This window comes from Roseibium sp., from assembly GCF_048260565.1.
Classification (GTDB): domain Bacteria; phylum Pseudomonadota; class Alphaproteobacteria; order Rhizobiales; family Stappiaceae; genus Roseibium.
Genome location: NZ_JBLXGP010000001.1, coordinates 738,806 through 758,888, shown reverse-complemented (window position 1 = coordinate 758,888; position 20,083 = coordinate 738,806). Strand labels below are relative to the sequence as shown.

Here is a 20,083-nt window from a genome sequence, read left to right as displayed (position 1 = left end):
GATCACCCCTGTTGCATCGCCCGTTATCATTTGCGCCACTATCGAAGTCTGAGCTTGCGCGAAGGTTGCGCCCGATTTCGGAGGATCCTTCCGACAGCTGCGAACGACTTCAGCGGTTCGGGAAATGCAAAAAAGAAAAGGCCGCGCCCTTCAGAAAGAAGAGCGCGGCCCGGGCCTTCCGGATAACCGGATGGATTAACGGAACAGCGAGAGGATGTTCTGGCTGTTCGAGTTGGCAATCGACAGCGCCTGGATACCAAGCTGCTGCTGCACCTGCAGGGCCTGGAGACGGGTCGATTCCTCGTTCATGTCCGCATCGACAAGCTGGCCGACGCCACGATCAATGGCGTCCGTCAGAGCCGTCACGAAGTCCTTCTGCAGGTCAACGCGCTTTTTCACGGAACCCAGAAGGGTTGCGGAGTCCGTGATTTCACCAAGGGCTTCGTCCACGTCAGCGATCATGTTTTCCAGGGTTGTCAGGTCGGCTGCCGAGTCGGTCAGGGCCGAGATGTCAATCGTGGAAACGATGTTACCGTTGGTCTTGGCACCGTCCAGGATACCGTCGGCGCCGGTGGCGTCGAACAGCTCGGTCTGGGTGATGTCAATGGCAATGGTATCGATCGTGATCGCACCGCCGGAGCGGGTGAAGGAACCCACAATGGTCTTGGACGCGTTGTAGTCTGCAGCACCGGAGTCGACCGAAAGCCAGTTTTCCCCGTTGAAGACAGAGGAGTCGGCAATCGTCTGCAGCTGGCCCTGAAGCTCGGTGATGTCGGACTGGATCTTGGTGCGGTCGACACCCGGCTGGCGGGCGGCAACGAGCTTTGCCTTGATCTCGTTCACAACATCAACGGTGCTTTCAGTAGCCGTGTACATGACGTCGACCGTCGCTGCACCAAGACCCAGAGCATCCTCAACGGCAGACAGTGCCATGTTATCGGAGCGCATGGTGGTCGCAATCGACCAGTAGGCCGCGTTGTCCGAGGCGGTGGACACGCGGTAACCGGTGGAAATGCGGTTCTGCACTTCGGACATCTGCTTGTTGGTGGAGTTCAAGGTCTGCAGCGCGGTCATTGCCGACGCATTTGTCATAAGGCTAGACATGATATGTCCCTTTCAAGATTGAAGTTAGAGCGGGACATGCCGGATTCTCACCGGCACGGCAGGACCTGCATCATGCACTTGAACCTTGAAGTAGACGGTTCAACCTGCCGTGAATTTCAGACTAGATGCGCTAGCTTTCGCGAAGCTTGCGTACTCAAGGTCAGGATCTAACAATTTTGAAAATCTGTTTGCCAGATAAGCCTGACATGAGCGGAAGAGCGAGCCTGGCCGGCTAACCGGTGCAATCCCAAAGACGGCTGCTGGAATGATCGCTGTCCGGTCAAATAACCAACCGCCGGCATTTGCGACCTTAGAATAGGCAATCCGGAGGACCTGCTGGAAAAGCCGGAGGCCGAGCGGTTGCGCTTTCCAACGGCCCGCGGAGACCAGTCGTCAGGAGGGGCGCAGCCTTCCAGGCCCCGCCGCCTCCAGAACTTTGACAGCCGCTCTTCCCGGCAACTGCGACCTCTATCCTCCGAAGTCGTCCAACATGATGTCATCGCGGTCTACGCCCAGATCAAGCAGCATGTTGATCACCGACGAGTTCATGATTGGAGGTCCGCACATATAGAACTCGCAGTCCTCCGGTGCGGGATGGTTCTTGAGGTACTCGTCATAAAGAACGTTGTGAATGAAGCCGGTATAGCCGCTCCAATCGTCCTCCGGCAGCGCGTCGGACAAGGCGACATGCCATTCGAAATTCGGGTTTTCTGCGGCGAGCTGATCGAAATCTTCAACGAAGAACATTTCCCGTTTGGAGCGCGCACCGTACCAGAAGCTGATCTTGCGCTTGGATTTCAGCCGCTTGAGCTGGTCGAAGATATGACTGCGCATTGGCGCCATGCCTGCGCCGCCGCCGATGAACACCATCTCCTTGTCGGTGTCGCGCGCAAAGAACTCGCCGAAGGGACCGGAAATCGTGACCTTGTCGCCCGGTTTCAGGTTGAAGATATAACTGGACATCTTGCCAGGCGGGATGCCTTCCGTGCCCGGAGGTGGCGAGGCCACGCGGACATTGAGCATGATGATGCCCTTTTCCTCCGGGTAGTTCGCCATTGAATAGGCACGTTCCACCGGCTCGTCCACGATCGACTCGTATTGCCAGAGATTGAACTTGTCCCAATCGCCGCGATACTCCTCCTCGATATCGAAGTCGGTGTACTTGAGCTTGTGCGCTGGCGCCTCGATCTGAATGTAGCCGCCGGCGCGAAAGTTCACGTTCTCGCCCTCGGGCAGCTCAAGCACCAGCGCCTTGATGAAGGTGGCCACGTTCTCGTTTGAGCGGACCGTGCATTCCCATTTCTTGACGCCGAAGACTTCTTCGGGAACCTCGATCTCCATGTCCTGCTTGACCGCGACCTGACAGGACAGGCGGTCGCCGCAGGCGGCTTCGCGCTTGGTGATGTGGCTTTCTTCGGTCGGCAGGATCGAGCCGCCACCGGAGAAAATCCTGACCCGGCACTGGGCGCAGGTGCCGCCGCCGCCGCAAGCCGACGGCACGAACAGTTTCTGCTCGGCGAGCGTCTGCAGCAGCTTGCCACCTGCCGGCACCGAAATCGTCTTTTCGCCGTTGATCGTGATATCGACGTTGCCGACTGAGACGAGCCTGGAACGGGCCGCAAGAATGATCGTGACGAGGCCCAGCACGATCAGGGTAAAGAGAAGTATGCCTAGTCCAAATGTGGCCACAGGGCTCTCCCGTTACAGTTTGACGCCGCTGAAGGACATAAAGGCCATAGCCATCAGCCCCGCGGTAATAAAGGTGATGCCCAGGCCCTGCAGGCCTTCCGGGATGTCGGAATATTTGAGTTTCTCGCGGACACCCGCCATGGCGGTGATGGCAAGAGCCCAGCCAAAGCCGGATGACACGCCGTATGTGAGAGCTTCCGGGAAATTGTAGTCCCGCTCCACCATGAAGAGAGAACCGCCGAGGATCGCACAGTTCACGGTGATCAGCGGCAGGAACACGCCGAGTGCGTTGTAGAGCGGCGGGAAGTACTTATCGAGCACCATCTCAAGGATCTGCACCAGCGCCGCGATCACACCGATATAGGAAATCAGACCCAGGAAGGTCAGGTCCACGTCGCCGAAACCGGCCCAGGACAAGGCGCCCGGCGCCAGCAAGTAGGTGAGGATCAGGTTGTTAGCCGGCACCGTGATGGCCTGCACGACCATCACGGAAATGCCGAGACCTATGGCCGTGGAGATCTTCTTGGAAACAGCGATGAACGTGCACATGCCCAAAAAGAAGGACAGGGCGAGGTTCTCGACGAAGACCGCTTTGACTGCGAGGGAAATCAGCTGTTCCATCAATGCGCTTCCACCGTCTGGATCTTGTATTCGCGCTCCTCGACCTGCTCGGGCTTCCAGCTCCTGAATGCCCAGATAAGCAGCCCGATAACGAAGAATGCGGAAGGCGGCAGCAGCAGCAGTCCGTTGGGAACATACCACCCGCCGTTGTTCACGGTCGGCAGGATCGTGATGCCGAAGAGGCTGCCGGAGCCGAACAATTCGCGAATGACACCCACCAACATCAGGATCAGCCCGTAGCCGAGACCGTTGCCGATTCCGTCGATGAAGGAGGCGATCGGCGGGTTTTTCATGGCAAAGGCTTCCGCGCGCCCCATGACGATGCAGTTGGTGATGATCAGCCCCACGAAGACCGACAGGGTTTTCGAGATCTCATAAGCATAAGCCTTGAGGATCTGGTCCACGATAATCACAAGCGAGGCGATGATCACCATCTGCACGATGATCCGGATCGCCCCCGGAATCTGATTGCGCAGGATGGAGATGAACATCGAGGAGAATGCGGTCACCAGCGTCACAGCGAGAGCCATCACGAACGCCACCTTGAGGGACGACGTGACGGCCAGGGCTGAACAGATGCCCAGGACCTGCAGCGTAATCGGGTTGTTGTCGACCAGCGGATCGATAAGCAATTCTCTTTTGGTCTGCGCCATCAGATTTCTCCCGCCTTGAGATTTTTAAGGAACGGCCCATAGCCTTCCTCACCCATCCAGAAACGCACCAGGTTGTCGACGCCACGGGAGGTCAGCGTGGCTCCCGCCAGGGCGTCGACATGATACTGTTCGCCTTGCGGCGGCGCAGTCTTGGCAACCGTGATCAGCAGGTCGCCGCTGTCGTCCGCCAGTTTCTTGCCTCTCCAGAGCGCCTTCCAGCGCGGATTGTCGACCTCGGCGCCGAGACCGGGCGTTTCCGCGTGGCTATAGAACTGCAGCCCGTAAATGTCGTTGCCGTTCGCTTCCAGGGCAATAAAACCGTAGAGCGTCGACCAAAGACCGTAGCCGTGGATCGGCAGGATCACCTTGTCGATGCTGCCGTCCTCCTTGCGCAGAAGATAGACGGTAACGAATTTCGACTTCCGCCCGATCGAAGCCGGATCATCCTCCAGAGCGACTGAAGTTGCCGGGTCTTGCGCCGCAGCCTGTTCGTCGAAGGTCGCAGGGTCGAATTGATCGGTGAATTTACCCGTTGCAAGCTCCAGAACATGGGGCTCGAATACCGAGAAAGCCTCGGTGACCTTAACCGACGGATCATAGCGGCCCGCAACCTGCAGAATGTTGATCTGCTTGTCGCGGAGCTTGTTGACCTCCTGGACCGGCCGAAGCGAAACCGCTGTCGCCGACACGATCATCGAGGCCACCAGGCACAACGACACGGCAACGAACACGGTTTTGGGCACGGAATCCGGCGGAAGGTCGAGGAAACGCCGGATAAAGCCTTTTTCGCGATTGTTTTCTTTCTGACCGCTGTCTTCAGGCATTTCGTTTGGCCCTACGCTTGATGTTTGCCTGCACCACGAAATAGTCGATCAGAGGTGCGAAAACGTTACCGAACAGGATCGCGAGCATCATTCCTTCCGGAAAGGCCGGGTTGATGACACGGATCATCACGACCATGAAACCGATCAGGGCCCCATAGACGTAGCGTCCGAGATTGGTGTGCGAGGCTGATACCGGCTCCGTCACCATGAACGCCAGGCCGAAGGCGTAACCACCAACCACGAGATGCCAATACCAGGGCATGGCGAACATCGGGTTGGTATCCGACCCGATGACGTTCAGTAGCGTCGAAAATCCGATCATTCCGACCAGGCAACCGACGACGAGCCGCCAGTTGGCGATCTTGGTGATCAAAAGGAACGCTAGGCCGATCAGGCAAGCCAGGGTCGATGTTTCCCCGATACTCCCCTGGATCGTGCCGAGGAAGGCGTCCATCCAGCTCAAGCCGTTGGCAGCCAGCTGCGCATAGCCATCGGAAGCGGAGACGGACAGCGCCGTAGCGCCCGAAAACCCGTCCACCGGTGTCCAGATCGTATCGCCCGACATCTGGGCCGGGTAAGCGAAATAGAGGAAGGCGCGACCGGTCAGGGCCGGATTGAGGAAGTTCTTGCCAGTGCCCCCAAAGACTTCCTTGCCGATGACCACACCGAAGGAAATCCCCAGTGCCACCTGCCAAAGCGGCGCGGAGGCAGGCAGGATCAACGCGTAAAGCATGGAGGTAACAAGGAAACCTTCGTTGACCTCATGGCCGCGCACGGTCGCAAAGATCACTTCCCAGATACCTCCCACCACGAGAGTGGTGATGTAGATGGGCAGGAAGTAAAGCAACCCGTGCAGGAAATTGGCGACCGGATTGGCCGGATCGAAGCCGATACCCAAAGCCTCGATCAGCCAGGCGCGCCAGCCGGAGGCGCCGTGAACCGCGATGGCGGAATTCACCTGGAAGCCGACATTGTAGAGCCCAACGAGTATGCAGGGGATCGTGGCAATGACCACATAGGTCATGATCCGCTTCATATCGATGTACGAGCGGGCATGTGGCGCGGCCGTGGTCACCGTCTTGGGCGTATAGATGAAACTCTCGACCATCTCGTAGATGGGAAACAGCTTCTCGTATTTACCGCCCTTGGTGAAATTAGGCTCGATGCGGTCGAAGAAGTTGCGAAGGCCCAATTCTAGCCCTCCTTCTCAATTTTGGTGAGGCAGTCGCGCAGCGCCATGCCATATTCGTATTTGGCGGGACAGGCAAAACCTACCAACCCCAGATCTTCTTCGTCCAGTTCGAGCGCTCCCAGCGCCTGGGCCTGGTCCGTATCCATCACAAGCAACGCGCGCAGCAATTGTGTCGGGAGGAAATCCTGCGGCATCAGTTCCTCGAACGTACCGAGCGGCACCATGGCGCGGCGACCGCCATTCAGGTTCGAGGTCAGGGCGTAAAGCTTTTTGGAGAACGCGGAGCCGAGCACGGGTTGAAAGGCGAATTTGGACGCCATCGGGCGTATCCATCCCATCGGGATCTGCTTGTGGTCCTCTTCGATCAAAGTCACCTGGCGGGCATAGCGGCCCAGGTAAGCGCTTGGGCCCTCCCCCATTCGACCGCTCAGGATTGAACCGGAAATCAGGCGGACAGGTTCACTTCCCGCGATCTCGTTTCGGCAGAGTTCCTCCATCGACGCGCCTGTGACCGTGCGGATCAGTCGTGGCTTCGCACAGCGCGGACCGGACAGCGCGATCACCCTGCGCGGGTCATGGTGACCGCTCCGAAGCAGCCTTCCGATGGCGACGACGTCCTGGTATCCGATGGTCCAGACCGTCTTTGCGGTTCCAGGCGCTTCCAGAAAGTGAATATGTGTGCCGGTAAGACCTGCGGGATGCGGCCCCGAGAAGCCGGCAAGCTCGATCCCAGCGACATCACCCCCCGGAATCGCAGCACCGGTTTCATGGCACAAATAAGTCCTGCCCTCGCTGAGAGACGCGACCGCTTCGAGGCCTTTGGCAAAGTCATCGGCACTATCGGCGAGAACCACCAAGGGGTCCGGCGAAAGCGGCTCCGTATCCATGGCGTTGACGAAGATCGCCGCCGGACGCGTGGCCGGATCGGGTACCTTGGAATAGGGACGCGTGCGAAAGGATGTCCAGAGCCCGGATGCGCACAGGCGTTCGGCCAGCCCTTCCGCCGTTGCCAGATCGCCGACGCTGGAGAAATCCACAGGTGCGGCGTCAGTGTCATCGACTTCGATCTCGATACTGATCAATACGCGGCGCGCACCGCGATTGATCGCCTTGATCCGGCCGGATGCCGGAGAGACGACCATCACATCGGGCGTGTCCTTGTGGAAAAACAGCGGAGAGCCGATGGCAACGGCATCGCCTTCCTGGACCAGGAGCCGGGGTTTCAAACCGACATAGTCCGCGGCCAGCACCGCTACCGTTTTCGTCTCTTTGGTCTCTTCGATCTCCTGAACCGGCGCTCCGAGCACCGGAAGATCGAGACCTTTCTTAAGCTTAAAGCTCTGCACGCATCTGGCCTCCAGATTTCGACAAAACGCGGTATCCTATGTTTTTACTCCGGTAAAAAGTGCCAAACTGCAAATTTGGTACATTTTTTTGTTGAAACGGGCTCCCGAACCGATGAAAAGCGCACTGAAAGAGCGGCGCAAGTCGCAGGTGATTGATCGGAGGCTGATACCGTGCCAACCAACATTCGTTTCTCGCGGCGGAGTTTCATCCTGATGTCGCTCACTCTGGCTGCCTGCAAAGGCGGCGCGGATGTTATCGAGCTATCAGGATCGACGATGGGAACGCGTTATTCCGTCAAGGCTTTAGACCATGATCGATCCGTCAACAAGACCGCCTTGCTCAAAGCGGTCGAAAATAGCCTTTCGAACGTCAACGCACAGATGTCCAATTGGGACCCTTCATCGGAAGTGTCGCGCTTCAACGCGCTTGCCTCGACCGAGCCGATGACCGTCTCCGAAGACCTCGCCAAAGTCGTCAGTGCCGCCAAGGACGTCCATCTGGCGAGCGATGGCCAATTCGACATCACACTCGGCCCGGTGATCGAAGCCTGGGGATTCGGCGCGAAAGATACCCACGGACACACTCAACCGGCAGCCGACAAACTGGCAGCTGCTCTCAGCGCCTCAGGCCAGACAGAAGGCCTGCGTGTAAACGGAAATCGTATCAGCAAGAGCCACCCCGACACTCAGATCTACCTGCCCTCGATCGGTAAGGGTTATGGCATTGACCAGATGGCCCAGGCGGTCAAAGGGTTTGGCCTGAAGGATTTCATGGTCGAAATCGGCGGTGACCTTTACGTATCCGGCCGCAATGCCGACGGATTGGACTGGCAGATCGGTATCGAATCCCCTGACGCCCGCAATCGACAGGCTTACGAGATCGCCCGCATCTCCAACCTCGGCATGGCAACCTCCGGCGATTACCGGAACTATTTCGAACAGGACGGCCATCGCTATTCGCACATCATCAACCCGAAAACCGGGCGGCCGGTGACGCATCGTACAGCATCCGTGACGGTGCTGGCCGAAAACGCCATGCTCGCCGACGCCTGGGCGACCGCGCTGCTGGTGCATGGTACCGAACGGGGACTTGAGATCGCAAATCAGCGTGATCTGGCCGCACTCTTCATTGACCGGCACGCCGATTCCAGCGAAAAGGGCTTCGTGACCACCTCCAGCAAAAAGTTTGCTGCCCTGCAGGCCTGATTTCAAGGCGGATCGAATACGTGCTGACGTTTGTTCTGGCTTTTGCGCTTCTGTTGACCGTCATCGTCGGCATGGCGGTCGGCGTGATTTTTTCCGGCAGAACCATCAAGGGCAGCTGCGGCGGCCTGAACGCGATCGCCGATGCGGATCACTGTCTGGTTTGCAACAAGGAAATCGATCCCAACAGCCCGCTGCGGGAACGCTTGGCCTGCCCACGAGCCCGCAAGATGCTCTCAGAGATGGAAGCGCAGGAAAGCCGCGCAAGCTGAAGCGCCTCTTTGTCGTCAGTTGACCGACGATACCGGAATAAATGCGACGAGGGCCAGGCACGCACCTGCCACAAGTCCGAACAGCCACAGTTTCCAGCGTGGCCCCTCCTTCACCCAGACACGGCGATACTGATAACCCGCCAGGCAGGCCAGGACGAACAAGAACGTCGCGGTCAGGGGCGTCAGAAATATGTCCGTCACTTTGGAGAGTTCCTTCGGGTAACCTGTTTGGGTTAAGCTTTTGCTTGCCGCCCAAGACGGTCAGTCAGCAAGGAGGAATTTTCATGCCAAGCTCTTATCAGGGCCCGAGCCGAAAAGACAAGATGTCGGCTACGACGCATAGTCAGTCTTCTGAGTCCAATCTCAAACACGATACAGCGACGGTCCGGAAGGTGCTCCAGTCGAAAGGCGCGGACGTGTTTGCCCTTCGCCCGCAGAACACACTCCATGAGGCGGTTGAAATGCTGCGGGACAAAAGGGTCGGTGCGCTGATCGTGAAGGATTCAGAAGGAAAGCTACAGGGCATCCTGTCAGAGCGCGACATCGTGCGTAAACTCGCCGAAACACCTGGGCAAACTTTGGCGCAGCGGGTTGAAGACGTGATGACCACAAACGTGGAAACCTGTGAACTTGATGACCCTCTGATATCGGTTTTGCGCAAAATGACGGACGGTCGTTTCCGCCACATGCCCGTTATCGATGACGGCAACCTTGTCGGGATCGTCAGCATCGGTGACGTCGTGAACTACCGTTTGAACGAGCTTGAATACGAAGCGCTGCAACTCAAGCAACTGATCGTAGGGTAGTCTTTCAAACCGAGCGCACGTCCCCTCGACGACTGTCAGGCTTCGCTTGCCGAAGGCGGGCGGGAGTGTGCTTATGCAGACGCCGGCTGACCTGAGTCTCTAGAAAAACGACCTGACAAGACTGCCGACCAGGAGATTCCAACCGTCGATCAGGATAAAGAACAAGGCCTTGAAGGGCAGAGAAATCACGGTTGGCGGTAGCATCATCATGCCCATGGACATGGTGATCGTGGCAACGATCATGTCGATGACGAGAAACGGCAAGGCGATCAGGAAGCCGATTTCGAAACCGCGGCGCAGTTCGGAAATCATGAATGCCGGGATCAGGACCCGCATTTCAACGTCCTCGGGCGCCTTGGCCTCCGCCTCCGTCACCCGACCGACGGCGAGATCGTCAAACAGGACCAGGTCCTGTTCGCGCACCTGCGATAGCATGAACGTGCGGAACGGCGCGGTGATCCGCGTATAGGCCTCTTCCTCGTTGATCTCGTTGTTCATCAATGGCTGAACGCCGGTCTTCCAGGCCTGATCGAACGTCGGCGCCATGACGTAGAAGGTCATGAACAGCGACAGGGAGATCAGGATCAGGTTGCCCGGTGTCGTCTGCAGTCCGATGCCGGACCTGAGAAAGGAAAAGGCCACCGCAAAGCGGGTGAAACTGGTCACCATAATCAGGATACCGGGTGCGACGGACAAAACCGTCAGCAGCGCGATAATCTGGATGATCCGTCCGCTGGCGCTCGCCTCGCCGGCAGGCAGCAGATCGGATAGACCGGGAACCTGGGCCGCGGCTGCGGTGACGCCGGCCAGAAGGATGAAAGCCGCCAAGGATATCCGCTTCATTGCACCACCAGAGATTCAAGAACGACTTCGCGAACCTGTCCCTTGGAACGCATGCGTGCGCGCTCGTTCAGGTCCTCTCTCAGATGCTGCAGGCCGAGCGGTCCTTCGATCTGGGCGATCGTCAGGGTTCTCATGTAGGCCAGCATGTCTTCCTCGATATGACTTACGACGATATCGATGTCTTCCTTGGCTTCTTCGCTCAGGACCAGAGAGGCCTGCAGGCGCACCCATGCGTTCTTCGGAGCGGACAGGTTGGTCACGAGCGGTTTCAGCGTTTTCAGGCGGGCGTTGAGCACATAATTCAGATTCGAGGCCGCCCCCTGACGGTCGTCCCGCTCAAGCTGGAGGACCTGGTTGCGCGTTTCGCTGACCAGATGGGACGCAAGCATGGCTCCGCAGCCGACGGACAGGGCCGTCAGCACCAGGAAACCGAGAACGAAGGAGGCCGTGGATGGCCGATCCTGCGCATAGGCGGCGCGGCCGGAAGGCAGCGAAACGAGATTTGACATGGTGCAGTCTGTCTCTCTCTTTTCCTTAGAATGGAGTGATCGCGTCGTAGATCTGCTGACCCCAACCGGGCTGCTGAACTTCCGACAGGCGGCCTCGGCCGCCATAGGAGACGCGCGCCTCCGCGATCTTGTCGTAGGGAATAGTGTTGTCGCTCTGAATGTCGCGAGGACGCACGATGCCGGCGATCTGCAGAATGCGCATTTCGTAATTCACACGCACTTCCTGGGAACCGGAAATGACGAGATTGCCGTTCGGCAGACGATCGGTGACGACAGCAGCCACGGAGAGCACGATCTGTTCGGATCGGTCTATAGAACCCTGCCCTTTCGATGACGATCCTGAATCTCCATTCAGGGACGCATCGCCGGACACGCTTTCGCTGTCCCAGCTGGCGGACAGGTCACCACCGATGCCAATGGAGGAATCCCGGCTGCGATCGGTGGAATTGTCGAGAGACGCCTTGTCGTTGATGAAGATCCTGACGGTCAGCACATCGCCGATTTTACGTGCGCGCGGATCGGCAAAGAAGTTCTCCCGATTGGACACCCATAGAGAATTGTAGTCCTTCACACCTCCGGGAGCAAAGGTGTTCAGGGGATAGGAGGCCCGATTTGACTGGAGGCCGTAACCGACGGGCGTCATCGCCGGAGCCCGGCCGATATCTTCAAGCTGGCCGGCACACCCTGAAAGCAGGAGCAGTCCGCCAAAACCAAGTGCTGCGCGCATCAAAAGCTCCGATCTTCCAGGGACTCTGAAAATCCGACCATCAACTGGGTCAGCCGTGCAGCCTGTGCGGGCTCCATCTCGTCGAGGATTTCGCTCGCGACCCGTGGCTTGAGCTTCAAGAGCACGCCGGTCGCCGTTTGTTCGTCCGAGGTAGACAATTGGGCGGCAGCCATTTCCGGGCGCATCCGGGCAATGATCGAGACGACCTGCCCTTCGACATTTTCAAGAAGCTCTTCCCGACGCTTGACCCAGGCCTTGTATTCGGCCTCCTTGCGTTCGAGCTCTTCAGCCCGTTCGCGAAGCTTGGCCTCCAATCCGACCAGTTGCCAGGTTTGCCAGGCGATCCGTGCGTCGACGGCCTTGTCGGCAATGTTCTTGCAATAGAAGCCCGCATCGCTTCCCGGAAGCTGTTCGACTTTGCGCACCTCCGGTTCCGGCTTGGGCTTTGGAGCCTGGGCGGCTCCCGGCAGTGCGCCAAGGGTTGCAAAGACGCAGGTCAATGTCAGGACTGAAACCGTCCGCCGTTTTGTTCGTTTCAACACCATCCCCGGTGTCCTTTCCTGATAGGCTTTGACTGGACATTGCAGGGTGTGGCTTGCCTCAAGCTTGAGGCGGAACAGAACCGGCCGAATTACTGGATGATCAGGTCCGCCTGAAGCGCTCCGGCCGTTTTGATGGCCTGCAGGATCGCGATGATCCCGGTCGGGCGCAGCCCGATACGATTCAGACCACGGACAAGAGTTTGGAGATCCGTTCCGCCGACAATCGCGAGTTGGCCTCCGGTTTCCTGTGCATCCACCTGGGTTCGCGGGACAACAACCGTCTGGCCACTCTCGGAGAATGGCGCAGGCTGGGACACCTGTGGCGTCTCGGTGATCCTGACCGTCAGGTTGCCGTGGGTGATGGCCACGGTCGAAATCTGGACTTCCGATCCGATGACGACGGTTCCGGTCCGCTCATCAACGACCACCTTGGCCGACTGATCGGGTTTGACGCGCAGGCCCTCAATTTCAGCGATGAAACGGGTAACGCTGATCTTTTTCGGAGGGTGCAGGACAATCGTCCTCAAGTCCCGCTCCCGGGCAACCCTCATTCCGTAACGCGCAATGCTGTGCTGGTTGATGGCATCCGTGATGCGGACGGCCGTCCTGAAATCCGGATTGCTCAATTCCAGGACGAGTTTGGGAATATTCTTGAAACGCGCCGAGATATCCTTCTCGACCAGGGCGCCGTTCGGGATCCGACCGACGGTCGGGCTGCCCTTTTTGACACTGGCCGCCTGCCCGCTTTCCGAAAAGCCGGAGACCGCCAATGCGCCCTGGGCGACCGCGTAGATTTCGCCGTCCGCGCCAAGGAGTGGCGTCGCGATCAGCGTGCCGCCGGCAAGCGATGTGGAGTCGCCCAGCGACGATACCGAGACATCGATCTCGGACCCCTTACCGATGAATGCCGGCATTTCGGCGGTAACCACCACAGCCGCCACGTTCCGGGTTCTCAGACGCGCATCCCGGACATTCACACCCAGGCTGTCGAGCATGGATTGCAAGGACTGCTCGGTGAATGGCGAATTTCTCAGGCTGTCGCCGGACCCGTTCAGGCCGACGACGAGCCCATAGCCGACCAACTGGTTGTCACGCACCCCCTGAAGGGATGCGATGTCCTTGATGCGGACCAGGGCGGAGGCAGGGGCAACCGAGACAAGGATTGCGAGAAACAAGGCTAACAGTCGCATTATCAATTTTCCGCCAGTATGGTTCCGTCCGTTTGCACCTTTCCGGTGACCACGACTCCGCTGTCCACATTGCGCACGCGCACAAAGTCGCCGACACCGCCGGACTGCAGCACTTCCACTTGCATGACGATGAAGAGCCCCTGCTCCCGGAAGACGAGCCGGCCCTGATCACCGCGATCGACCAGCGTCTGGACGCTGACCGCATTGACCGGAACCGGACGTCCCGGCAGCAGTGTGCGCCGGGCGACCATGCCCACGAGCTGGCTGCGGTCGCTGATGACCGCAAATTGCTGGATGGTCCGCTCCGGAAAGCGCCGTTCGATCAGGTTCTGCCCGGTTATTTCATGACCGGGGTGAATGGTTGCGCGTGGGACCGGTAACTGAATGCTGCCCGCCAGAGAAGGTGCAATCGAGGCCAGGACCGCAACCCAGAAGGTCAGGCAAAAGCCGGCCGATCGGAAGATCATGACCTCAACTCCCTTTATGCGGACTAACGGATACCGTTGGTCACGGTTCCGGCCATTTCATCGGCCGCCTTGATGACCTTGGAATTCATTTCGTAACCGCGCTGCGCGGAAATCAGCGCCGTGATTTCCTTCACCGGATCGACGTTGGAGTCTTCCAGATACCCCTGGCGAATGATGCCGAAGCCGGGATCTCCGGCGACGCCGTCCACCGGCACACCGGAAGCCTGGGTTTCCCGGAAGAGATTTCCACCGGCCGGTTCAAGACCGACGTCATTGGCGAAGTTGGACAGGTTGAGCTGGCCGAGTTCGCGCGGCTCCTGTTCGCCATCGACCTGGGCATAGACCTGACCCGATTCATTCACGATGACCTTGACCGTATTTTCGGGGAAGATGATTGCCGGTTCGACCGGATAGCCATCGATGGTTACGAGACGACCATCGGCGTTCTTGTTGAAGGAACCTGCCCGCGTATAAAGCGTCTCGTCGTCGGGTCCGGTGACCTCAAACCAACCGCGACCGTCGATGGCAATATCGAGATCGTTGCCGGTGTTGTTCAGGGTGCCCTGAACATGGAGCTTGCGGATACCGGCCGTCTTTACACCCAGACCAAGCTGTGCACCCTCGGGAACCGGATCCTCGCCGCCGCGGTTCGGCACGCCCTGAAGCCGTTCGGCCTGATACAGAAGGTCCGAAAACTCCGCCTTGGCCCGCTTGAATGCGGTCGTGTTCATGTTGGCGATGTTGTTTGCGATGACTTCGACATTGAGCTGCTGAGCGCTCATGCCGGTTGCTGCGATGGCCAGGGCCTTCATGTCACATTCCTTTCGCGTCGCTGGATCGACTGACCGGTCAGATCGTCATCCGGCTGATTTCCTGATAGGCACCCACGACCTTGTCGCGGATCGCAATTGCTGTTTGCAGGCTCTGTTCGGCGGCCATGACCGCCTCGACCACCTGCTGGACGGAAGCCTGGCCGTCGACACCGGCAAGCGATGCGGCTTCGCCGTCCTTCAGCCGCTGGATCGCATCCTGGGACACCTGGGCGAGCGTATCGCCGAAGCTCACCGTCTCGCCGGTCTGCCCGGTCGAGGCCGTTTCCTGAGGGCCGCTCATGAAACGGGTTTCGGAGACGGACTTCAGCAGGCTGTCGGTGCTGGATGTCAGGGCGGAAATCTGTTCGAGCATGATCAGTCCCTCAGCAAGGCTATATCGCGCATGACCATTTCGCGGGCCTGCGTCATGACTTTGAGATTGGCCTCATAGGACCGGTTGGTTTCGCGCATGTCCGCCAGCTCCATCAGGACATTGACGTTCGGCATCTTCACGTAGCCGTTCTCGTCCGCGGCCGGGTGGCCGGGCTCGTATTCGACCGTGAACGGAGACTTGTCGGTGCCGATGCCCTTGACCTTGACCATCGATGCCTGCTGGGCACGGTCGAACTCGCTTTCGAAAGTGATCGTCTTTCGCGAATACGGATCGTCGCCCGCTGTCTTTCCGGTAGAACGCGCGTTGGCGAGATTTTCGGAAACGACCCGCAGACGCTCCGACTGGGCACGCAATCCGCTGGAAGAAATATGCAGCGCGGCGCTGAGTGGATCGGACATTTGTCACTTCTCCTGTTTCGTTACTTCAGGCTTGCCAGGTACATGCGGTGGAACGACTTCGCGATGCTGGTGTTCAGCGCGTGGTTACGCGCGACCTCGCCCGCCTTCATCAGTTCCTGTTCGATGCTGACGGAGTTGCCGGAATGGGTCACGAGCCAGCTGTCGCCCTTCTTGACGTCCGTGGGCTCTGCCACATCCATCACCGTACCAAGATGTCCGGAGTTGGTCGCCGCCATCGCAAGCTGCGTCTTGCTGATGACAGAGGTGAACGGCTCGACGTCTCTGGAACGAAACCCTGGCGTATTTGAATTGGCGATATTCTCGGCAATGGTCGCCTGCCGCACGGACAGCCAGTCATTGTTGTGAGACACCAGTTTGGTCAAAAAGACCGGTTCCATCGGACAACTCCAAACGAATTTTGCTCGCTTAGAGGTCTAGGAGGCGAAGCTTGTCCGAGGCTGGCGCGGGATTGAGGCAGAGCCCCGCCCGAAAAGAAAAAGCGGCCGGCAAGGCCGACCGCTTCTCAGAACATGGCCAGCGGAACGGGTCCGATGGCTTATCGGTCCGTCAGGACTTGGTCTTTCCGGTCACGCCGTTCAGACTTTCCTCAAGGGATATTCCCAGTTCCTCGCCGATCTTCTTGAGGGCCGGCAATTGCACGGCCATGTCGAGGATGGAATCGAGCGCCTGGTTGATCGCCGTCTTGTTGGCACCGCCCTCACCTGCCGAACCACCGCTGCCCGTCTGCAGGCCGGTGATATGATTGATGCGGATGGACTCGATCTTTTCCGCGGGCTTCACCATCTGCTCGACGATTTTCGGAAAGGCTTCGAGCCGGGCAATGTCGGCTTTCAGCGCAATGATTTCCTTGGTGAAGACGTTTTCCGCCTCGTTCAAGGCTTTCTGGCCTTCCGCCTTCGCCGTCATTTCCGCCTTCAGGGTGGCAATGCGCAGCTTGGCGGCTTCGGCTTCTGCCCTGGCGTTTTCCAGGGTCGCCTTCGCGCGGGCAACCGAGGCATCCGCTTCCGCGTTCGCTTGAGCCACGAGTTTCTGCCCCGAGACATCGGCCTCCTGCTGGGCGGCCAGTACCGCGACGTCCTTGCGCCGCTGGGCTTCGGAAAGGGCTCTGGCCGTCGTGATGGCCTCGGCGGCCTTGACCGCTTCGGCCTTGGCGAAGTCAGCAGCAGTCACCGCCTTGCTTTCCTCTTCGGTCTTCATGGCAATGGCGATCGCGCGTTCCTGTTCGGCCATTTCCAGCGCCTGGGCCTGAGCAATCTCCGCTTCCCGGACGGCCTGCTCGCGAGCGATATCAGCCGCGCGGATTTCCTGTTCCATGCGGATGCGGGCGGCATTCACCGCGGATTCGCTTTCCGCCTTGCGTTCGGCGATTTCGGCCAATTGGGCGGCCCGAAGACGTTCCAGTTCCTGAACCTGTGCGATCTTTGCCTGCTGCTCCTCCAGATCGATCTGGAGACGGCGGCGCGAGGCTTCCATCGCCGACCGGTGAACGGCAACATCGGACTCCGCATCGATTTCCGCCCGTTCCTTTTTCGACTTGGCGATCACTTCGGCCAGCTTGCGCATACCGACGGCATTGAAGGCATTGTTTTCATCGAGAGCGGAAAACGGCGTCTGATCCATGGCCGCCAGTGAAACGCTTTCGAGGGTCAGGCCGTTCCGCGCCAGAGGCTCTTCCAGCATAGCGGAGACTTCCCGGACAAATTCGGCCCGCTTTTCGTGCAGTTCGTCCATGGTCATACGCGCAGCAACGGCACGCAGGGTATCGACCAGCTTTCCTTCGATGAGATCGCGGAGCTTGTCGGCGCTGAAGGTGCGATTGCCAAGCGTCTGGGATGCACGGGCGATCGCCTCCTCGCTCGGATCGACCGACACATAAAACGCGACCCCGACATCCACGCGCATGCGGTCATTGGTGATGAGCGCCGCGTCTCCGGTGCGGTGGATCTCCAGACGCAATGTCTGCATGTTCACCCGGGCGATGTCGTGGAAGTAAGGAAGCACGACCGTGCCGCCGTCGATGATGATCTTGCGCCCGCCGACGCCGGTGCGCACCAGGCTGACCTCACGGGTGGAACGCTGATAGAAGCCCGCAATCACCACCACGACGGCAGCGATGACAATCGCGGCCAGGATGATGAGAGAGATAAATGTCGTCATGGCGCTCCTCCCTCAGAGCTGATGTCTTTGGGTCAGGAAATGCGACGCCATCCCGCCATCAACGGGAATGTTCGTGCCTCTGATCCAGTGTGTCATGTCGGACAATAAAAAGGCGACGACGGGCGCGATATCCTCAGCCCGTCCGGGCCTTTCCGTCAGCCGGATCCCCTCCGCCCCACGCGGTCCCAGCGTGTCAAGAAAGTCCTTCAGGATCGGGGTATCGACCGCAGCCGGCGAAACCGAGTTCATGCGAATGCCGCGATCGCGCCAGGTCCAGCGGTTCTGCATCGTCCAGGCGACCACCGCCTCCTTGGAAAAGAAATAGCTGCGGCCACCCTCGTTGCCGACCTTATAGGTCCTGATGAATTCTTCCACGTCTTCAAAGGCGAGTGCCTCACTGGCCTTGATCGCGGGGATCGACTCCTCCCAGCCGAAACCGGCCAGCGAGGCAAGGTTCACAATGGACGCCCCGTCGTTCAGTTTACCGATCACGGCGTTGGTAAAGAACTTGAGGCCGATCAGGTTGACCTTGAGTACCTTGTCCGCGGGCGCCGTCGGCGGCAGGCCGGCGATATTCGCAATTCCGTCGATCCCCGACGGCAAGGCGTTGACGAGCGCCTTGATCGCCATCCGGTCGGACAGGTCGGCAATATAGAGTTCGTCGACGTGGTCTTCGGTCTTGTTGATATCGACTCCGACGACATCGCCACCGAGCGCCTTGACCAGCTTTGCCGTTTCCCAACCGATCCCGGAAGAACAACCGGTCACGACGATGGTCTTGTCCTGAAGCAGGCGTCCTTCGATCCAGTCTTGATTTGCCATGGTTTCCTCCCAATTCCTCCGTCGATCCTCAGAAGACCGGCGGAAGATGGCGGTGGCCACGGTCAAGCGTGATCCAGCGTGTCTGGGTGAAGGCTTCCAGCGACCAGCGGCCGCCATGGGGGCTGACGCCGGAACTCTTGGCGCCGCCGAACGGCACATGCGGTTCGTCGTTCACCGACGAACAGTTCACATGGCTGGAGCCGGTTTCAAGCCTGGAGGCGATCTCCAGGCCCCTGTTTTCATCCCCGGTCATGATTCCGGATGACAGCCCGTAGTCGGTATCGTTTGCGATCGCGATTGCCTCCTCGTCCGTCCGGAACGGAATGACCGGAACCACCGGACCGAAGGTTTCGAACTGGTAGATCAGCATGTCCGGGGTCACGCCGGTCAGGATCGTCGGTTCCACGTAGCGACCGTTGACACCGCCGCCGAGCACCACCCGGGCACCCTTGGCAATCGCATCCTCGAGCTGGGTTCTGACAATGCCGGCCTGCTTGTCGTTGATGAGCGGACCGATGACATTGGAACGATCGGTGGTCGGATCGCCCACTTTCAGCTTGCGGGCCCGCTCGATGAACATCGGCAGGAACTTGTCGTAGACCTTTTCGTGGACCAGGACCTTTTCCACGCTCATGCAGATCTGGCCCTGATGCATGAAGGAGCCGAAGTTCGCCAACTGAGCGGATTTTTCCAGATCCGCATCGTCACAAATGATGAGCGCATCCTTGCCGCCGAGTTCCACGCAGGTCTTCTTCAGGTGGGCGCCGGCCTTCGCGGCGATCATGCGCCCGACGGCGGTGGAGCCAGTAAAGGACACGCCCTTGATGATCGGGTTTTCGATCAGTTCGTCGCCGATTTCGCCGATGTTGTCACGGGAACAGGTCACCACGTTGAAAGCGCCTTTTGGAAGGCCGATGGCATCGAACACCTCGGCAAAGAAGATACCTCCGCAATACGGGGTCTCCTCGGACGGTTTCAGGACGATGGAATTGCCGGCGACCATCGGAATGGCAAAGCCACGGGAACTGAGGATGCCGGGAAAATTCCAGGGGGAAATGACCGAAATAACGCCCATAGGAACACGGACTGCCATGGAAACCTTGCCATGTTCCGACGGCAGGACTTCACCGATCGACTGGTAGGCCATGGCCGCGGCCGCCCGGAAAACGGTGGCAATGAAGCCGGCTTCGAACATGCCCTTGCCCCACCATCCGCCGCCTTCGGCCTGAAGGGCGGCACAAAGATCGTCCTTGCGCCGGTCGCATTCATCGGCAGCCTTGAGCATGAAATTGGCGCGTTCGGTGAAGGGCAACTGGGACCATTCGGAAAACCCGTCCTGCGCAGCCTGGATGGTTCGGCGAACGTCGTTGATGTCCATGTCGGCGACATTGGCCCAGACCTGATCGTTCCCCGGATTCATGTCAGGGAATGTCCTGGCGGTCCTGTGCCAGCTACCGCCTGCGTAGTAACTGTCAAAAACGCGTGCCATGG

Annotated in this window: 24 protein-coding genes; 3 read left to right on the top strand and 21 right to left on the bottom strand. The window is 59.1% G+C overall.

Going from position 1 to position 20,083, the window contains the following annotated elements; translation table 11 throughout:
• Positions 1-195: 195 nt before the first annotated feature.
• The 7 genes from ACN0SO_RS03390 to ACN0SO_RS03360 all read right to left on the bottom strand — a co-directional run bounded on the left by ACN0SO_RS03390 (position 196) and on the right by ACN0SO_RS03360 (position 7,429).
• Positions 196-1,104 (bottom strand): flagellin, encoded by a 909-nt coding sequence (locus tag ACN0SO_RS03390; protein WP_417674518.1) that lies wholly within the window; start codon positions 1,102-1,104, stop codon positions 196-198.
• Between the two features lie 468 nt (positions 1,105-1,572).
• A complete protein-coding gene (gene nqrF / locus ACN0SO_RS03385) occupies positions 1,573-2,793 on the bottom strand; it encodes an NADH:ubiquinone reductase (Na(+)-transporting) subunit F (protein ID WP_417674516.1) in 1,221 nt (406 codons plus the stop codon).
• Between the two features lie 12 nt (positions 2,794-2,805).
• Entirely contained in the window at positions 2,806-3,414 is a 609-nt protein-coding gene (nqrE, locus tag ACN0SO_RS03380; protein WP_417674514.1) for an NADH:ubiquinone reductase (Na(+)-transporting) subunit E, read from the bottom strand.
• Positions 3,414-4,067 carry an NADH:ubiquinone reductase (Na(+)-transporting) subunit D gene (locus tag ACN0SO_RS03375; protein WP_417674512.1) on the bottom strand — a complete coding sequence of 218 codons (654 nt, stop codon included), beginning with the start codon at positions 4,065-4,067 and terminating at the stop codon, positions 3,414-3,416. Before ACN0SO_RS03375 ends, nqrE begins: the two co-directional genes overlap by 1 nt.
• Positions 4,067-4,891: a Na(+)-translocating NADH-quinone reductase subunit C gene (locus tag ACN0SO_RS03370; RefSeq protein ID WP_417674510.1), complete on the bottom strand. Its 825-nt coding sequence runs from the start codon at positions 4,889-4,891 to the stop codon at positions 4,067-4,069. Before ACN0SO_RS03370 ends, ACN0SO_RS03375 begins: the two co-directional genes overlap by 1 nt.
• Entirely contained in the window at positions 4,884-6,083 is a 1,200-nt protein-coding gene (locus ACN0SO_RS03365; RefSeq protein ID WP_417674508.1) for an NADH:ubiquinone reductase (Na(+)-transporting) subunit B, read from the bottom strand. The genes ACN0SO_RS03370 and ACN0SO_RS03365 overlap by 8 nt, the downstream gene beginning before the upstream one ends.
• A 2-nt stretch (positions 6,084-6,085) precedes the next feature.
• Complete coding sequence (locus ACN0SO_RS03360; RefSeq protein ID WP_417674506.1) at positions 6,086-7,429, bottom strand: Na(+)-translocating NADH-quinone reductase subunit A; 1,344 nt, start codon at positions 7,427-7,429, stop codon at positions 6,086-6,088.
• 171 nt (positions 7,430-7,600) lie between these two features.
• Here ACN0SO_RS03360 and ACN0SO_RS03355 point away from each other — a divergent pair, with 171 nt between their 5' ends.
• Positions 7,601-8,635, top strand: a complete 1,035-nt coding sequence (locus ACN0SO_RS03355) for an FAD:protein FMN transferase (RefSeq protein WP_417674504.1) — start codon at positions 7,601-7,603, stop codon at positions 8,633-8,635.
• A gap of 20 nt (positions 8,636-8,655) precedes the next feature.
• Positions 8,656-8,904, top strand: a complete 249-nt coding sequence (gene nqrM, locus ACN0SO_RS03350) for a (Na+)-NQR maturation NqrM (RefSeq protein ID WP_417674502.1) — start codon at positions 8,656-8,658, stop codon at positions 8,902-8,904.
• 15 nt (positions 8,905-8,919) lie between these two features.
• Here the strand turns inward: nqrM and ACN0SO_RS03345 are convergent, their stop codons facing one another.
• Positions 8,920-9,105, bottom strand: coding sequence for a hypothetical protein (locus ACN0SO_RS03345; protein ID WP_417674500.1), 186 nt, complete (start codon positions 9,103-9,105; stop codon positions 8,920-8,922).
• A gap of 83 nt (positions 9,106-9,188) precedes the next feature.
• Between ACN0SO_RS03345 and ACN0SO_RS03340 the strand changes: the two genes are divergently transcribed.
• Positions 9,189-9,710, top strand: a complete 522-nt coding sequence (locus tag ACN0SO_RS03340) for a CBS domain-containing protein (protein ID WP_417674498.1) — start codon at positions 9,189-9,191, stop codon at positions 9,708-9,710.
• Positions 9,711-9,809: 99 nt separating this feature from the next.
• On the opposite strand, the gene fliP is transcribed toward ACN0SO_RS03340, so the two are convergent.
• The 13 genes from fliP to ACN0SO_RS03275 form a co-directional block, all read right to left on the bottom strand.
• Positions 9,810-10,553: a flagellar type III secretion system pore protein FliP gene (gene fliP, locus ACN0SO_RS03335; RefSeq protein ID WP_417674496.1), complete on the bottom strand. Its 744-nt coding sequence runs from the start codon at positions 10,551-10,553 to the stop codon at positions 9,810-9,812.
• Complete coding sequence (locus ACN0SO_RS03330) at positions 10,550-11,062, bottom strand: flagellar basal body-associated FliL family protein (protein WP_417674494.1); 513 nt, start codon at positions 11,060-11,062, stop codon at positions 10,550-10,552. Before ACN0SO_RS03330 ends, fliP begins: the two co-directional genes overlap by 4 nt.
• Positions 11,063-11,087: 25 nt before the next feature.
• Positions 11,088-11,789, bottom strand: coding sequence for a flagellar basal body L-ring protein FlgH (gene flgH / locus ACN0SO_RS03325; RefSeq protein ID WP_417674492.1), 702 nt, complete (start codon positions 11,787-11,789; stop codon positions 11,088-11,090).
• Complete coding sequence (locus ACN0SO_RS03320) at positions 11,789-12,328, bottom strand: MotE family protein (RefSeq protein ID WP_417674490.1); 540 nt, start codon at positions 12,326-12,328, stop codon at positions 11,789-11,791. The genes flgH and ACN0SO_RS03320 overlap by 1 nt, the downstream gene beginning before the upstream one ends.
• A gap of 92 nt (positions 12,329-12,420) precedes the next feature.
• Positions 12,421-13,521 carry a flagellar basal body P-ring protein FlgI gene (flgI, locus tag ACN0SO_RS03315; RefSeq protein WP_417674488.1) on the bottom strand — a complete coding sequence of 367 codons (1,101 nt, stop codon included), beginning with the start codon at positions 13,519-13,521 and terminating at the stop codon, positions 12,421-12,423.
• Positions 13,522-13,523: 2 nt separating this feature from the next.
• A complete protein-coding gene (gene flgA / locus ACN0SO_RS03310) occupies positions 13,524-13,988 on the bottom strand; it encodes a flagellar basal body P-ring formation chaperone FlgA (RefSeq protein ID WP_417674486.1) in 465 nt (154 codons plus the stop codon).
• 23 nt (positions 13,989-14,011) lie between these two features.
• On the bottom strand, positions 14,012-14,800 hold the full coding sequence (gene flgG, locus ACN0SO_RS03305) for a flagellar basal-body rod protein FlgG (RefSeq protein ID WP_417674484.1): 789 nt from the start codon (positions 14,798-14,800) through the stop codon (positions 14,012-14,014).
• Positions 14,801-14,837: 37 nt separating this feature from the next.
• A complete protein-coding gene (locus ACN0SO_RS03300) occupies positions 14,838-15,173 on the bottom strand; it encodes a flagellar hook-basal body complex protein FliE (protein WP_417674482.1) in 336 nt (111 codons plus the stop codon).
• Positions 15,174-15,175: 2 nt separating this feature from the next.
• On the bottom strand, positions 15,176-15,592 hold the full coding sequence (gene flgC, locus ACN0SO_RS03295) for a flagellar basal body rod protein FlgC (protein WP_417674480.1): 417 nt from the start codon (positions 15,590-15,592) through the stop codon (positions 15,176-15,178).
• A 20-nt stretch (positions 15,593-15,612) separates the two neighbouring features.
• Positions 15,613-15,990 carry a flagellar basal body rod protein FlgB gene (gene flgB / locus ACN0SO_RS03290; protein WP_417674478.1) on the bottom strand — a complete coding sequence of 126 codons (378 nt, stop codon included), beginning with the start codon at positions 15,988-15,990 and terminating at the stop codon, positions 15,613-15,615.
• Between the two features lie 169 nt (positions 15,991-16,159).
• Positions 16,160-17,770, bottom strand: coding sequence for a flotillin family protein (locus ACN0SO_RS03285; RefSeq protein ID WP_417674476.1), 1,611 nt, complete (start codon positions 17,768-17,770; stop codon positions 16,160-16,162).
• Positions 17,771-17,782: 12 nt separating this feature from the next.
• Positions 17,783-18,592 carry a coniferyl-alcohol dehydrogenase gene (locus ACN0SO_RS03280; protein ID WP_417674474.1) on the bottom strand — a complete coding sequence of 270 codons (810 nt, stop codon included), beginning with the start codon at positions 18,590-18,592 and terminating at the stop codon, positions 17,783-17,785.
• Between the two features lie 28 nt (positions 18,593-18,620).
• Positions 18,621-20,081, bottom strand: coding sequence for an aldehyde dehydrogenase family protein (locus tag ACN0SO_RS03275; RefSeq protein WP_417674472.1), 1,461 nt, complete (start codon positions 20,079-20,081; stop codon positions 18,621-18,623).
• Between the last annotated feature and the right edge of the window lie 2 nt (positions 20,082-20,083).